Raw genomic sequence first — 13932 nt, forward strand, 5'->3', positions numbered from 1 at the left:
GTTTTCTTGAACGGGTTTGCCCATGTTAGGTGTTCATGATTTGGATTACTATTGGCGAATTGGTGAATCCATAGTGCACGCTTCATGAACAAAATACCCCCTGTTGAAGACCTGCGGGTCTATGCCGTCGTGGCACGCAAAGCCAGCTTTCGTGCCGCTGCGCTGGAGCTGGGCGTATCGCCTGCCTACGTGACCAAGCGCATTCGCCTGCTAGAGCAACTGCTGGCCACCAAGCTACTGCACCGCACCACCCGCAAAGTGACGGTCACTGAAGAGGGTGAACGTGTGTTCGTGTGGGCGCAGCGGGTACTGGACGACATGGACAGCCTGGTGGAAGAGGTGTCCGCGGCGCGCCGGGCTCCGCGGGGTCTGCTGCGCGTGAGCAGTAGTTTTGGCTTTGGTCGCCAGATCGTGGCACCTGTGCTGGCGCGCATGGCGTTCAGCCATCCCACAGTGGCCGTTCGGCTGGAACTCTTCGACCATTTGATTGACATCGCGGGTGACGGTTTTGACCTCGACGTGCGGGTCGGCGATGACATTGCGCCGCAGTTCATCGCCACCCGGCTCGCTGCCAACCACCGTGTCTTGTGCGCTTCACCAGCTTATCTGCAACGGCGTGGCACGCCATCTAGTTTGGCGGATTTGGGCACGCACGACTGCGTGGTGATCCGCGAGCGCGACCACCCGTTTGGCGTCTGGAGGTTGAACGCAGGTGGCGGTGTGGAAACCGCCAAAGTCACCGGCCCTATGTCCACCAACAATGGCGAGATAGCCGTGCAGTGGGCGGTGGAAGGATTGGGTATCGTGTTGCGATCGATCTGGCAGGTAGGCCCGCTGATTCGCGACGGCCACTTGGTTCAGGTGCTGCCTGGCTACCGGCAAGAGGCCAACGTGTGGGCCGTGTACCCCACGCGCTTAGGCAATTCTGCAAAGGTTCGGGTGTGCGTGGAGTTTCTGCAGCAGGCATTCCGCACCCCGGGGAGTTGACACCGCAGGGGCCGGGCCGTTTATCGATATGCAGTGAGTAGGATTCGGATTAAAAGTGCCGCTGACGCAGGCAGGACCAGCGCAAGAGACTATTATTTCAATAGCATTTCAAGTCACACCCCCATAGGGCTGCACAGTTCCACCAGCGTGCCGTCCGGGCAGCGCACATAGGACACGGTCTGGCCCCAGGGTTTGCTCTCGGGCACGCAGACTTCGGTAGCGCCGGCGGCCAGCGCGGTGGAGTGGGCTTGTGCCACGTCGGCGGTCACGAAGGCCACCTCCATGCCCAGCGGCTGCACCGATGCGTGGGCCGCCACAAAGCCTTGGGGGAAGTGCATGTAGCCCAGGGCGAGGGAGGCGAAGGCGAGGGTGGTGGCGCCGGTGTCGAGTTCGCCGTAGTCGCCGGATTCATGCAGGAACCGGCGGCCCAAGCCAAAGGCTTTTTCGAAGAAGCTCAGCGAGGCGTCGACCTCGGGCACGTAGACGATGGTGTAGCCGAACTTCATGGGGGTTAGCTTTCTTGCGCGGCGTGGATGGCGTGCCGTGCCCAGGAGACCAGCTCGCGCGGGTCGTCCAGCAGCTCTTCGGGCGCCGCATAGTATTTGCGCACCTGGACGATGCCGTTCTTGGTGCTGTAGGTAAACGGCTGGCAGCCGCGCTTTTCAAAGTCGGGCAGCGTTCCTTGGCTGACCCGCAGGTACAGCGTGTTGCCCATGACCATGGCGAACTGGTTGCCGTGGTGTTTGATCGCGTGTCCGCCAAAGAAGCGCCCGCCGCCCAGCGGGCCAATCGGCGCCAGCAGCTCGCGCACGTGGCTGACGAATTCGGCGCTGGCGCTCATGGGGCCTCCTGCGCGTCTGCCCGGCGGGCCAACCTCGGCAAAAAATCACTGAAAACCATAGGTGCTCCGGCGATGATGGGATGGACCACTGTAGCCGCTGGTGCGCCGGCTCCCGCTTTCGCCTGCGGCTTCTGTCCACGATATGGAGGAAGTCTGCGCGCTCTCATTTTGAGAGCTTCTGCCGCAGGTGGCATAAGCGCCAAAGCTCTATTTGGTTTGAATCGGTTGGCGGGCGTAACTGACGGTAAGTATTTCCCACTGGTGGCCGTCGGGCTCGTTCCAGTAGACCATGCGGCCGCCGTAGTCGGTGTTGATCTGCATGTCCATTGGCCCGCGCACGTTGCTGCGGAAGGGGATGCCGGCCGCCTGGATGCGCGCCAGGATGGCGTCAAACTTGGCCGGGCTGACGCGGAAGCAGAAGTGGTAGATCGGAAACGCTTCGTCGGTGTCGATGAAGTCCAGCGTCAGGCCGTCGTTCACGTACACCGGCGAGAACGGCCCCAGTCCGCTCTCGGCCCAGGGCACGTCCAGCAGTTCACCCAGGATGCGGGCCGACGCGACTTTGTGGCGCGATGGAACAATGGTGTGGTCGAGTTCGATGGACATGCCTGTGTCTCCTTAGGCCCAGCGCGGGTTCGAAAATGAAGCCGGCCTTCAGTTTCTGCGTTGGGCGGGGACAAGGCAATCAGGATTAACGCGCCGTACCGGCTGCGTACTCTGGCGCGTTGGCGTTCTATGCGTTGCCGGTGCGGCGACCGGGCCAGGGCTCAGGTCGGGTGGCCGCTGTCGGGTTCGGTACTGAAGATGCCGGCCAGCAGGCCGACCAGCGCTGCCAGTGCCAGGGAGGCGGCGAACAGCGCCTGCAACCCCCAGAACGGCGCCGAAACCCACCACCACGACCAGTCTATGACGTGGCTCAGCTTCAGGATGACCAGCACCAGGCCCAGCAGTGAGGTTGCGCTGAGGCCCATCGGAAATACGCTGCGGGGTGTGACCATGACCGTCTCCTTCATTGGCGCGGGGCAACTGCGGCAGCTGCTTACTTTGCGTTACACAAATGTAGGGCGATTGTGTTATGGCCGTGAGGCACTATTTCGCAAAAACTCCGGGTTCTGGGTGCTTTACGGGTAAGCGTGAATAGCGTTTACGCGGTACTCCCGCGGTTACTTTGTTGCGGCCATTGGGGGCTGGCGGATGGCCCACAGCGCCAGCGCCATCAGCGCCATGCCGCCGAGCTGGACCGGCTGCAGAGTCCGCCCGTAGACCAGCCAGTCCACCACCACCGCCGCCAGCGGGTAGACAAATTGCAGTACTGCGATCTTTCCTATCGCCAGCCGGGCCATGCCGGTGAACAGAATCGCATAGGCTAGGCCGGTATGGATGAAGCCCAGGCCCGCAAGCCAGGCCCAGCTCGACCCGCTGGCGGGCCAGCCATAGACTGCGGGCACCCAGGCCAGAATCAGTACACCGACCGCGCATTGCCACCAGGCGAGTGCGAAAGGCGTTACTTTGCGCTCGGTCTTGGCCATCAGGGTCACGGCGGCGTAGCTCAGCGAGCCGCCCACGCACATCAGCAGGCCCAGCAGGTAGCTGTCGCCAGCGCCGAAATCGATGCCATGCAGCCACGCGATGTCGTTCAACAGGCCGGTGGTCAGCGCCAAGCCGCACAAGGCCAGCAGCGTGGCCGCCCATTGGCGTGCAGACACCGTTTCACGCAGCAGCCAGGCGCCCAAAATCATCACCCAGATCAGCTGGATGTGGAACACCACCGTGGCCACGCCGATGGAGGTGCGCGCAATGGCGCCAAAGAATAGCGCCCAGTTCAGCACCATCAGGCTGCCGGTCAGGCCCGCCACCCACCAGCTCCGGCCGTGCAGGCGCAGCTCGTGCAAGCGGCCGCTGCCCGCGCCCCACAGCAGCAAGGCCAGGGCGCCAAATGCACAGCGAAACCACACCGTGGTCAGCGGGTGCTGCCCGGCTTCTTCCACAAACACGCCAATCGTGCCTAGCAGCACGCCGCCGGCAATCAGCAGCCACTGCCCCTGGCGTTCGCGCAGGGAGGGGCTGGCGGGGTGGAGATCCAGTGCGAGGGCGGTAGGGTTGTGCATGCCGCCATGCTGCTGGACCGCACGCAATGTGTAAAGCGCATAGTTTTAACAGTTATTATTCGATTAACGAATGAATGAGGCGTATGCGCAGATGAACTATCCCGACTTTCAGATTGACTGGCTGCGTTCGTTTGTGGCGGTGGTGGACGCCGGGTCTTTGTCTGGCGCCGCGCCGCTGGTGCACCGCTCGCAGTCTGCCGTGAGCATGCAGTTGAAGAAGCTGGAAGCCGCCATGGGGCGCGCCGTGTTGCTGCGCGGCCCGCGGCACATGGAGCTCACCCCGGCCGGCGCCGAGCTGCTGAGCTACGCGCGCCGCATGCTGGCCTTGCAGGCCGAGACACAGACCGCGCTGTTCGGTCCGCAGCTGGCCGGTCGCGTCCGGCTGGGCGTGCCCGACGACTACGCGGCCACCTACCTGACGCCCGTGTTGCGCAGCTTCGCCAGCCGCTATGCGGGGGTGGAGATCGAGCTGACCTGCGAGCAATCGACCTCGCTCATCCCCCGGGTGCAGCGTGGCGAGCTGGACCTGGCGTTGGTCTCCCGCGACAAGCCGCAGCGTGGCCAGTTTTTATTTCAGGAGCCGCTGGTGTGGGTGGGTGCCGCGCAGTACGAGGCCTGGCGGCGCGACCCCTTGCCGATTGCGGTGTACGAGGCCGGCAGCATGGCCCGCACCGCCACCCTGAACGCGCTGGCCGCCAAGCGCCGCGCCTACCGTATCGTCTACCACAGCTCCAGCCTGGCAGGCCAGCTGGCCGCCGTGGACAGCGGCGTCGCTATCGCCGTGCTAACCCGCTGCAGCGTCCCCGCTGGCCTGCAGATCTTGCAGAACCTGCCGGCCGAGTACGAGTTGCCCGCCCTTGGCGCCATGGATGTGGCGGTGCTGCGCAGCAAAGCCTCGCAGCGTTCAGCTGCCGTCGACGCGATGTACGAGCAGATGCTGCGGACCCTGGGCGTAAAGTGACGCGTCAACAGGCAAAACTTTAATTTTGATAAAGCCTATGTATGAGTTCCCACATATCGATTCGTCCACCGAGCGCCTCTGACGAAGCGCTGTTTCTTGCGGCAGCACGCAGAAGCCAGGCTTTGCACCGTCCCTGGACGCATGCGCCGGCAACGCCTGTCGAATTTCGCGCCTATATGGAACGCATGCAGCAGCCAGAAAATTGCGCTCACATGGTTTGCTACGGCGATACAGAGTCGATTGCTGGCGTTATCAACGTGACCAATATCGTCATGGGATCGTTCCGTAGCGGATACCTTGGCTACTATGTTTTTGCCGGGTATGAGCGCCAGGGCTTTATGCGCGCCGGGCTGCTGGCCACAGTTCGCCACGCTTTCAAGGTGTTGAAGCTGCATCGCCTCGAAGCCAATATCCAGCCCGCCAATACCGCATCAATTGCCTTGGTTGCATCGTGTGGGTTTTTGAAAGAAGGCTATTCGCCTCGCTACCTCAAAATTGCAGGTCGGTGGCGTGACCATGAGCGGTGGGCGATAACGGCCAAGCAATAACTCCTGTCTGGAGTGGACTTGACTGGGTTGATTCGGAAGCAGAAGTGGTCGTGAAACCGGCCTATAGGACGTACGCGACGACCGGCACTTCTACGCCACTGTGCGCGCGTTCGTCGCCTACGCCATAGACCGCAAGACCATACGCCTCGAATACTTCTACCACGCCTTGCGCAAACAGCACGGTGGCCCAGTACCGCGAGGTGATGTACATCAACCTGGATAGCGCCTTCTTCATACTGCAAGCCTGGGCGCTCCTCCGTTTCCCCGAGTGGTTGAGGCATTTTCAGAAATTCACTCTGAGTTCGAGACTTATTGCCGTAGGTTATTTATGCAAGTAACTGACACTTCGGCTTTGGACGCGCGCCGCACGCGAACGAAATCTCTGCAGACATCAGGGGGCCGGAGATCACTGGGTTGTACGTTCGTGGCTGGGCAAAAAATAGCCACCCCCTCGCGTCGGCCGGCGAAGAGGGACCCCGAAAAAACACCCGATGAAATACCGTTACCCCACGCAGCGAACAGCAAAGCCACATGGTGATCTGATTACCTGTGCCACTCGGAATATCGGCACAGTTGCAGCCCAGGGCCTCTATGGGCACGGTGTTCCCATCGCCATTCTGGCCATCGCAGCCGGCCTTGCGTCGGATGCGGCCCTGGCGGCTTGTACCACTGTTGCAGGCGCGCGAGTCCAGGCCACACTCTCCTCGACTTGCGCTGCTGTGGGCAGCTTCAACGGCACCGGCGCGACCACGAACACGGGTGCACTGGCTGCACAGACGGGCGGTGTGATCAACGCCGCTGCCACCGTGACCCTGCCCCTGTCCCGAAACAACGCGGCAGGAGCATATGCCTCCGAAGCAGGTTCACAGGTCAACCTGCAGGACGGCGCAACCATCACCAGGGTTGGCACGGGCAGCTCAGGCAACTTGGGTCTCCATGCTCGCCTCGGTGGCGCCATCACCGTCGACGGACTGTTGTCGATCGACTTACCCAATGGGTCGGGCAACCATGGCGTGTTGACCGAAGACAGCGGCACCCTCGTCACATTGAACGGCCCCGTCGACATTACGATGGGCAGTGGCTCCGCATTTGCCCCAGGGATCCGCGCCCTCACCGGTTCGGCCGTGGTCGCCAATGGCGTCGTGACCATCAACACCGCGGGTGGCAACAGATCGGATGCCATTGCGGCGGCCAGTTCGGCCACGGTCACATTGAATGGCGCCTTGAATCTCAGCACCAGTGGCGTACAGGCTGCCGCGCTCAAAGTCACCACGGCGGGCGGCATCACCTACAACGGGCCAGCCATTTTCAACATCAGCAGCGCCAACGGATCCGGGATCCGGGCTGTCACCGGCGGTATCGTGACCGCAGGTGCGTCTTCGAACACGTCGATCAACGTCACGGGCGTCAATGGCCAAGGCATTTCTTCGAGAGACGCCGGCTCCCAGGTGAACCTGGCGGGCACGATGCGCATCGACGTGAGCGGCGCCACGCAGGCCAACTTTCCTAGCGGCAATCTGGAGTCTTACGCCGCCGGTCTGCTGGTCGACGTGAATGGCACCATCACGTCAACAGGCGCGCTTCGCATCAATACCACTGACGCGACGAGCTATGGCGCGCTGCTTACTGGAAGCAACTCCACCATCGCGGCCACGGGCGGCGGCACAGTCAAGGCAGCGGGCGTTGCCATTGGTTTTCTGGCCGGCGCTGATCAGAAAGCCAGCTTCGATGGCTTTGCCATCAGCAACACCTCGGGCGATCTGATCCAGGTCAACGCGGCTGCCGGCAGTTCTTCGCTTGCGCTGACCAACAGCACGGCCTCGGCCGTCTCGGGCAGCAAGCTGTTGAATGTCACGAACGGCAGCACGTTTGTGTTGACTGCCAATCGCAGCACACTGAGCGGAGACATCATGACGGACGCCGGCAGCGCCGTCAGCATGGGTTTGCTGAACGGTTCGAGCCTGACCGGTGCCATCGATCCGGTGACCCTGGCCATCGACGGCACCAGTCGGTGGATGATGACCGGTGATTCCGCTTTGAGCGGCTTGACCCTCGCCGGGCGCATCGACTTCCAGGTACCCGGCACGACCTTTGTTCCCAAGACCCTGACCGTCAACGGCAATTGGGTTGGCCAGGGCGGCACGGTGCTGCTAAATACGTCACAGGGTGGTTCCAGCTCGCCAACCGATCGGATCGTCATCAACGGCGGCACCGTCAGCGGCAGCACCAATCTGCAGATCAACAACGCCGGGGGCCTGGGCGCGCTGACCACCGGCAATGGCATCGAAGTGGTTTCGGCGCTTAACGGCGCCACCACAACCGCGCAGACCACCAAAGATGCGTTCACGCTCGCGGGTGGCCACATCGATGCGGGCGCCTACGAGTACCGCCTGTACGCCACCGACACTAGCGGCGCTGGCGAGAACTGGTACCTGCGATCGACCACCGCGGCAACGACAGGCACAGGCGGGGCGGCAGGCGGCACAACGGGCGGTACAAGCACGAGCGCCGTGCAAGTGCCGACCTACCGCGCCGAAGTCCCGTTGCTCTCCGCACTGCCCAGCCAAGTGCGCCAGGCAGACTTGGCCATGCTCGGCAATCTGCACCAACGCATCGGCGACGACGATGTCAAGGCAGGCGCCGCGGCATTGACCGGCACCGAGCGCCGCGCCTGGGGCCGCGTGATCGCCGCCGACGTCGATATCCGCCAGCAAGGCACCGTCGACCCGCACAGCAAGGGCAACGTCAAGGGCTTCCAGTCCGGCACTGATCTGTTCGCCACATCGAACTGGCGTGCCGGCGTGTACGTCGGCCAGCTCGACGCCAGCGTCCGAGTCAGCGGCTTCGCGAGCGGCATCGCCAATCTGGCCGTCGGCTCCAACGACCTGCACAGCCAGTACCTGGGCGCCTATGGCACCTGGACCGCCGATTCGGGCTTCTATGCCGACGCCGTGCTGCAAGCCGGGCGGCACCGTTACAGCGTCGAACCCCTGTCGACTCAGCGCAGCTCGGGCAAGGGCAACAGCCTGACGGCGTCGATCGAAGTGGGCCAGGCATTCGCAATGGGCGAGAGTGGTTGGAAGATCGAGCCGCAATTGCAGCTGATTCACCAGCACCTCAGCCTGGACGATATCGCGATCTCTGGTGCGAAGGTGCAGCAGGACAGCGACGACGGCTGGATCGCGCGTGTCGGCGTGCGTGTGAAGGGTGAGATTTCCACAAACCTCGGCACACTACAACCATACGGCCGCTTCAACATCTACAAGGCGAGCGGCGGCGCCAACGTCACCCGCTTCATCGGACCTGCAGCCACGACCGACATCACCAGCCGCACCGGCTCTACCGTCAGCGAACTGGCCGGGGGCTTCACCCTGGCGCTGAGCCAGAGCACCAGCATCTACAGCGAAATCGGCAAGCAGTGGGCCTCGGGCGGCGATGCGAAGGTGAAGAGCGCGGTGCAGGGCTCGCTGGGTTTGCGCGTGAAATGGTGAAGCCCTGCATCATCTGATGGCATGCGCCAGAAGCCACTTCAATCCCCAAACCTCAAGCCGTCACCAGCTCCCGCCGCAGCTGCTGCGCCGCCTGCACCATATTCCCCAGCGCGGTCTGGGTCTCAGCCCAGCCGCGGGTTTTCAGGCCGCAATCCGGGTTGACCCAGAGCCGCTCCAGCGGCACCACATCGGCGGCTTTGCGCACCAGCTGCACCATCGCTTCCACGCTCGGCACGCGCGGCGAATGGATGTCGTAGACGCCGGGGCCGATGTCGTTCGGGTAGTTGAAACTGTCAGCCCCGCCCTGGCCGCCAAAGCCCTTCAGCAGCTCCATGCCCGAGCGGCTGGTCTCGACGGTGATCACATCGGCGTCCATGGCGGCGATCTCGGGCAGGATGTCGTTGAACTCGGCATAGCACATATGGGTGTGGATTTGCGTGTCGTCGCGCACGCCGCTGGCCGTGGTGCGGAAAGCGCGCGTGGCCCAATCCAGATAGGGCTTCCAGCCGGCGCGGCGCAGCGGCAGGCCTTCGCGGATGGCGGGTTCGTCAATCTGGATGATGGCGATGCCGGCGCGCTCCAGGTCGACCACCTCGTCGCGGATGGCCCAGGCAATCTGGTGGGCGGTGGTGCTGCGCGGCTGGTCGTCGCGCACGAAGGACCATTGCAGGATGGTGACCGGGCCGGTGAGCATGCCTTTCATGGGGCGTGCGGTCAGGCTCTGGGCGTAGACGGTCCAATCCACCGTCATCGCCGCCGGACGGGCCACATCGCCAAAGATGATGGGCGGCTTGACGCAGCGCGAGCCGTAGGACTGAACCCAGCCGTTCGCAGTAAACGCAAAGCCGTCCAGCTGCTCGCCAAAGTATTCGACCATGTCGTTGCGCTCGGCCTCGCCGTGCACCAGCACATCCAGGCCCAGGGCTTCCTGCTGGCGTACGGCCAGCGTGATCTCTGCTTCCATCTGGGCGCGGTAGTGGGCGGCGTCCAGCGTGCCGCGCTTGAAGGCGGCGCGGGCAGCGCGGATCTCGCTGGTCTGCGGGAACGAGCCTATGGTGGTGGTCGGTAGCAGCGGCAGCTTCAGCCGGTCTTTTTGCACCGCCTGGCGCTGGGTGAAGGCGGAACTGCGCCGGTCGTCGTCGGCCGTGGCCCGGGCCAGGCGCAGTGCCACATCGGCGCGGTGCACGCGCGGGCTGGTGCGGCGCGAGGCGCAGGCGGCGCGGCTGGCGGCCAGGGCGACGCTGGCGTTCTGGCCGTCCAGCGCGGCCTGCAGCGTGCGCAGCTCGGCCAGTTTTTCCACAGCGCCGGCCAGCCAGGATTTGATTTCGGGGGCTAGCCGGTCTTCCTGGGCCAGGCTGTAGGGCACATGCAGCAGCGAGCACGACGGTGCCAGCCACAGCGGGCCCTGGTGCTTGTCGGCGACAGGGCGCAGGCGGGCCAGCGCGGCATCCAGATCGCTGCGCCAGATATTGCGGCCATCCACAATGCCGACCGACAGCACTTTGTGCGCCGGCAGCCAGTCGGTCACGCCGACCAGTTCTTCGGGCGCGCGCACTGCATCCACATGCAGGCCGGCCACCGGCAACTGGCAGGCCAGGCGCAGGTTCTCCTGCAGGGGCGAGAAGTAGGTGGCTAGCAGCAGCTGGGCACCGCTGCGCGCCAGCTGCCAGTAGGCGGGTTCGAAGGCGTGGCGCCAGGCGTCAGGCAGGTCCAGGCCGAGAATGGGCTCGTCGATCTGCACCCAGTCGGCGCCGGCGGTTTTCAGGCGGGCGAGGATGGATTCGTACACCGGCAGCAGGCTGTCGAGCAGCGACAGACGATCAAAACCGGCTTGCTTTTCCTTGCCCAGCCATAGAAAGCTCAGCGGCCCCAGCAGCACGGCTTTGACTGCGTGGCCGGCCTGTTTGGCCTGCCTGACTTCATCGAACAGGCGCTCGGAGGCGATCTGGAACTGCGTGGCCGCCGAGAACTCGGGCACCAGGTAGTGGTAGTTGGTGTCGAACCACTTGGTCATCTCCAGTGCCGGCTGGCCCTGGGTCGATGCGCTGCCGCAGCTGCAATCTGCGTTGTGGGCATTGTGCTCGTGGCCGGCATTTACGCCGCGGGCCATGGCGAAATAGCGCGCCAGTTCGGGCTCTTGTCCGCTGAAGCCGAAGCGCGCGGGCTCGCAGCCCAGCAGCTGGATGTGGTTGGCCACGTGGTCGTAGTAAGCGAAGTCGCCCACGGTGACGAAGTCCAGCCCGGCATCGCGCTGCAGCGCCCAGTGGCGAGCCCGCAGATCCGCGCCCACGGCTTCGAGTTCGGCCGCCGTGCTGTCGCCGCGCCAATGGCTTTCCAGCGCGAACTTCAGTTCGCGGTTCGCGCCCATGCGGGGGAAACCCAGGGTGTGGATAGGGGTGTGGGAGCGCGCCATGTCTGCTGTCCTTGTGAGTGCAATGTGTAAGACAGCGATGGTCCGGGAATCTGGTTTATTATTCAAACGAAAGTTTTTGTTGATTAACGTGAAAGATGCTCATGGTGCAGTCGCCGCTTGAATTTCGCCATCTGCGTACCTTGGTGGCTTTGCGCGACGCGGGCAGCCTGGTGCGCGCGGCGCAGCTGTTGAACCTCACGCAGTCGGCGTTGTCGCACCAGATCAAGCTGCTGGAAGACCGTTATGCCGCACCGCTGTTCGAGCGCAAATCCGTGCCGCCGCAGTTCAGCGCCGCCGGCCTGCGGCTGCTGGCGCTGGCCGACACGCTGCTGCCGCAAATAGCCGAGGCAGAGCGCGATGTGGCCCGCCTGCTCGACGGCCAGACCGGCCAGCTGCGCATCGCGGTGGAATGCCATACCTGCTTCGACTGGCTGATGCCGGCGATGGACGCGTTCCGGCACCGCTGGCCCGAGGTCGAGTTGGACATCGTCTCCGGCTTCCATGCCGACCCGATTGGCCTGGTCCACCAGAACCGCGCCGACGTGGCCATCGTCTCCGAGCTGGACGAAGCCGAGGCGGTGGACTACCACCCGCTGTTCAGCTTCGAGATCCGTGCGCTGCTGGCCCACACCCACCCGCTGGCGGCCAAGCCCTACCTGGTGGCCGAGGACTTTGCCGACCAGACCCTCATCACCTACCCGGTGCCCGACGAGATGCTGGACATCGTGCGCCAGGTGCTGGAGCCCGCCGGCGTGCGCGTGGCCCGGCGCACCACCGAGCTGACCATCGCCATGCTGCAGCTGGTGGCCAGTGGCCGTGGCCTGGCGGCCCTGCCGCTGTGGGCGGTGCAAGGCTATCTGGACCGCGGCTACGTCGCCGCCCGCCCAGTGGGGCCGCAGGGCTTGACCGGACGGTTGTACGCGGCCAGCGGCAAGAACGCCAAGCCGTACCTGGGAGACTTCGTGCAGATCACCCGCGAGAGCTGTTTTTTGAGCCTGAAGGGGATTGCACTGCTATGACGGTTTTGCTACTGAATTCGTAGCTGCTGGCGCAGGTGGTACCTGCGCCAGAGCCCGATTTTTCTTGAATTTTCAGCGCCCGTACAGCGCCGTCAACCGCGCCTGCGCCAGGCTGTTGGCGTTCAGCATGTAGCCGACCAGGGCTGCGCTGGCGTCGGCGGGCAGGTCGATGCGCGGCACTTTCAGCGCGTGCAAGGTGAAGATGTAGCGGTGCGGCTTGTCGCCGGGCGGCGGGCAGGCGCCGCCGAAGCCGGTCGTGCCGTAGTCGGTGCGGCCTTGCACCGCGCCAGCGGGCATCCCGCCCTTGCCGCTGCCGGCCTGGGCCGGCAGGCCGGAGGTGTTGGCCGGCAGGTTGTAGACCACCCAGTGCCACCAGCCGGAGCCGGTGGGCGCGTCGGGGTCGTACACGGTCAGCGCCAGGCTTTGCGTGCCGGCGGGCACGCCCTGCCATTGCAGGGCCGGCGACTGGTTGCCGCCGCTGCAGCCAAAGCCCTGGAATACCTGGGCTTCGCTCAGGCTGCGGCCCTCGGCGATGTCGGGGCTGGTGAGGGTGAAGGTGTCGGCCTGGGCGGCCAGGCTGGTGAGCAATGCAGCGGCCATGGCGGCGCGGGTGAACATGCGGGGGAACATACAACTCCTTGTGAAAACAAGGCTCTACTGTCGCCCGAAGCCGCAGAAGTGTTTAGCCCGAACCGGGCAGCTTTTATGCCGTTTCGCGCAACAGCGAGGGCACAAAACCGAAGCGCGATTTGAAGGCCGCGCCGAAGCGGCTGTGCGACGCGTAGCCGCAGTGCTGGGCGATTTCGCCCACCGGCAGTTCGCTGGTCTGCAGCATGCCGAGTGCGGCCTCCAGCCGGGCTTCGCGTACCGTGGCGGCAATGCTGCTGCCTTCCTTGGCCAGCTGGCGCGCCAGGGTGCTGGGGCTGGTGTGCAGCGCCTGGGCCACGGCCTCGGCGGTCCAGTCGGCATGCAGGCGCCCGGCGACCACGCGGCGCACCCGGTCGGCGCTGCTCAGCTGGTGGTTCGGCGGGAACACCCAGCCGCGTTCGGCCAGCATCAGCAGCACTTCGGTGACGCGGTGGCGCTGCAGCGTGGGCGACAGCGGGCTGCTGCCGGTCAACGCATCGGCTGCGGCCTGCAGCGACGGGCCGAGCGGGCCGTCCACCGCCAGCACCTGGGCTAGCACTGGGCGGGCGTTGCCGGCCAGGGCCGGGTAGCGCTGGTGGAAGTCGGCCGCCATCTCGGGGTCGATCTGCAGCACGCAGGCCAGGTAGCGGGACTGGGGGGCGGGGTCGTTCACCACGTCCCAGACGCTGTCCTTGGCCAGCATCAGCAACTGGCCGGCATTGCAGCGGTAGCTGCCGCGCGCGTGGTGTACGGTCTTGCTGCCGGATTGCACCCAGACCAGCAGGTCGGCGTGCAGGGTCAGGGTGGCGACGCGGTGTGCCACCCGCGCGTGGATCTGGCAGGCTGCGCCTATGGCTTGCGGGTCGGGGTAATGCTGGGTTTGGGTTTGGGGCTGGGGCAGGGCGGACATGGTGCTATCTAATTCGTAGCTTCTGGC

General features: G+C 64.6%; 13 protein-coding genes and 1 pseudogene. 6 read left to right on the plus strand and 8 right to left on the minus strand.

Annotated features, from left to right (window positions below):
- Positions 1-84: 84 nt before the first annotated feature.
- Positions 85-987: a LysR substrate-binding domain-containing protein gene (locus J2X19_RS06960; RefSeq protein WP_310371858.1), complete on the plus strand. Its 903-nt coding sequence runs from the start codon at positions 85-87 to the stop codon at positions 985-987.
- 113 nt (positions 988-1100) lie between these two features.
- On the opposite strand, the gene J2X19_RS06965 is transcribed toward J2X19_RS06960, so the two are convergent.
- The 5 genes from J2X19_RS06965 to J2X19_RS06985 all read right to left on the minus strand — a co-directional run bounded on the left by J2X19_RS06965 (position 1101) and on the right by J2X19_RS06985 (position 3936).
- Entirely contained in the window at positions 1101-1493 is a 393-nt protein-coding gene (locus J2X19_RS06965; protein ID WP_310371860.1) for a VOC family protein, read from the minus strand.
- 5 nt (positions 1494-1498) lie between these two features.
- A complete protein-coding gene (locus tag J2X19_RS06970) occupies positions 1499-1828 on the minus strand; it encodes a TfoX/Sxy family protein (protein WP_116608634.1) in 330 nt (109 codons plus the stop codon).
- Positions 1829-2035: 207 nt separating this feature from the next.
- Positions 2036-2434, minus strand: coding sequence for a VOC family protein (locus J2X19_RS06975; protein ID WP_116608633.1), 399 nt, complete (start codon positions 2432-2434; stop codon positions 2036-2038).
- Between the two features lie 161 nt (positions 2435-2595).
- Positions 2596-2826 carry a hypothetical protein gene (locus tag J2X19_RS06980; protein ID WP_116608717.1) on the minus strand — a complete coding sequence of 77 codons (231 nt, stop codon included), beginning with the start codon at positions 2824-2826 and terminating at the stop codon, positions 2596-2598.
- Positions 2827-2991: 165 nt separating this feature from the next.
- Entirely contained in the window at positions 2992-3936 is a 945-nt protein-coding gene (locus J2X19_RS06985; protein ID WP_310371867.1) for a DMT family transporter, read from the minus strand.
- Between the two features lie 91 nt (positions 3937-4027).
- Here J2X19_RS06985 and J2X19_RS06990 point away from each other — a divergent pair, with 91 nt between their 5' ends.
- The 4 genes and pseudogenes from J2X19_RS06990 to J2X19_RS07000 all read left to right on the plus strand — a co-directional run bounded on the left by J2X19_RS06990 (position 4028) and on the right by J2X19_RS07000 (position 8936).
- Positions 4028-4897: a LysR family transcriptional regulator gene (locus J2X19_RS06990; protein ID WP_310371868.1), complete on the plus strand. Its 870-nt coding sequence runs from the start codon at positions 4028-4030 to the stop codon at positions 4895-4897.
- 41 nt (positions 4898-4938) lie between these two features.
- The gene (locus J2X19_RS06995) at positions 4939-5445 is read left to right on the plus strand and encodes a GNAT family N-acetyltransferase (RefSeq protein ID WP_310371870.1); all 507 of its coding nucleotides are present in this window, start codon (positions 4939-4941) and stop codon (positions 5443-5445) included.
- Between the two features lie 82 nt (positions 5446-5527).
- Positions 5528-5668 (plus strand): annotated as a pseudogene (locus tag J2X19_RS25910) (cryptochrome/photolyase family protein); the annotation flags it as partial.
- Positions 5669-5936: 268 nt separating this feature from the next.
- On the plus strand, positions 5937-8936 hold the full coding sequence (locus J2X19_RS07000) for an autotransporter family protein (protein WP_310371872.1): 3000 nt from the start codon (positions 5937-5939) through the stop codon (positions 8934-8936).
- A 52-nt stretch (positions 8937-8988) separates the two neighbouring features.
- Here J2X19_RS07000 and metE read toward each other — a convergent pair whose 3' ends face one another.
- Positions 8989-11349 (minus strand): 5-methyltetrahydropteroyltriglutamate--homocysteine S-methyltransferase, encoded by a 2361-nt coding sequence (gene metE, locus J2X19_RS07005; protein ID WP_310371874.1) that lies wholly within the window; start codon positions 11347-11349, stop codon positions 8989-8991.
- A gap of 101 nt (positions 11350-11450) precedes the next feature.
- On the opposite strand from metE, the gene J2X19_RS07010 reads away from it, so the two are divergent.
- A complete protein-coding gene (locus J2X19_RS07010) occupies positions 11451-12368 on the plus strand; it encodes a LysR family transcriptional regulator (protein ID WP_310371877.1) in 918 nt (305 codons plus the stop codon).
- A 72-nt stretch (positions 12369-12440) separates the two neighbouring features.
- Here J2X19_RS07010 and J2X19_RS07015 read toward each other — a convergent pair whose 3' ends face one another.
- Positions 12441-12998 (minus strand): YbhB/YbcL family Raf kinase inhibitor-like protein, encoded by a 558-nt coding sequence (locus J2X19_RS07015; protein WP_116608628.1) that lies wholly within the window; start codon positions 12996-12998, stop codon positions 12441-12443.
- A gap of 73 nt (positions 12999-13071) precedes the next feature.
- Positions 13072-13905 carry a helix-turn-helix transcriptional regulator gene (locus J2X19_RS07020; protein ID WP_116608627.1) on the minus strand — a complete coding sequence of 278 codons (834 nt, stop codon included), beginning with the start codon at positions 13903-13905 and terminating at the stop codon, positions 13072-13074.
- Positions 13906-13932: the final 27 nt, after the last annotated feature.

The organism is Rhodoferax ferrireducens, from assembly GCF_031458075.1.
Classification (GTDB): Bacteria; Pseudomonadota; Gammaproteobacteria; order Burkholderiales; family Burkholderiaceae_C; genus Rhodoferax_B; species Rhodoferax_B ferrireducens_A.

Coding starts and splice junctions, on each gene's coding strand:
- J2X19_RS07000 (WP_310371872.1), top strand. CDS start 5,937: ATGAAATACCGTTACCCCACGCAGCGAACAGCAAAGCCACATGGTGAT.
- J2X19_RS06970 (WP_116608634.1), bottom strand. CDS start 1,828: ATGAGCGCCAGCGCCGAATTCGTCAGCCACGTGCGCGAGCTGCTGGCG.
- J2X19_RS06960 (WP_310371858.1), top strand. CDS start 85: ATGAACAAAATACCCCCTGTTGAAGACCTGCGGGTCTATGCCGTCGTG.
- J2X19_RS07015 (WP_116608628.1), bottom strand. CDS start 12,998: ATGTTCCCCCGCATGTTCACCCGCGCCGCCATGGCCGCTGCATTGCTC.
- J2X19_RS06965 (WP_310371860.1), bottom strand. CDS start 1,493: ATGAAGTTCGGCTACACCATCGTCTACGTGCCCGAGGTCGACGCCTCG.
- metE (WP_310371874.1), bottom strand. CDS start 11,349: ATGGCGCGCTCCCACACCCCTATCCACACCCTGGGTTTCCCCCGCATG.
- J2X19_RS06985 (WP_310371867.1), bottom strand. CDS start 3,936: ATGCACAACCCTACCGCCCTCGCACTGGATCTCCACCCCGCCAGCCCC.
- J2X19_RS07020 (WP_116608627.1), bottom strand. CDS start 13,905: ATGTCCGCCCTGCCCCAGCCCCAAACCCAAACCCAGCATTACCCCGAC.
- J2X19_RS06975 (WP_116608633.1), bottom strand. CDS start 2,434: ATGTCCATCGAACTCGACCACACCATTGTTCCATCGCGCCACAAAGTC.
- J2X19_RS06980 (WP_116608717.1), bottom strand. CDS start 2,826: ATGGTCACACCCCGCAGCGTATTTCCGATGGGCCTCAGCGCAACCTCA.
- J2X19_RS06990 (WP_310371868.1), top strand. CDS start 4,028: ATGAACTATCCCGACTTTCAGATTGACTGGCTGCGTTCGTTTGTGGCG.
- J2X19_RS06995 (WP_310371870.1), top strand. CDS start 4,939: ATGAGTTCCCACATATCGATTCGTCCACCGAGCGCCTCTGACGAAGCG.
- J2X19_RS07010 (WP_310371877.1), top strand. CDS start 11,451: ATGGTGCAGTCGCCGCTTGAATTTCGCCATCTGCGTACCTTGGTGGCT.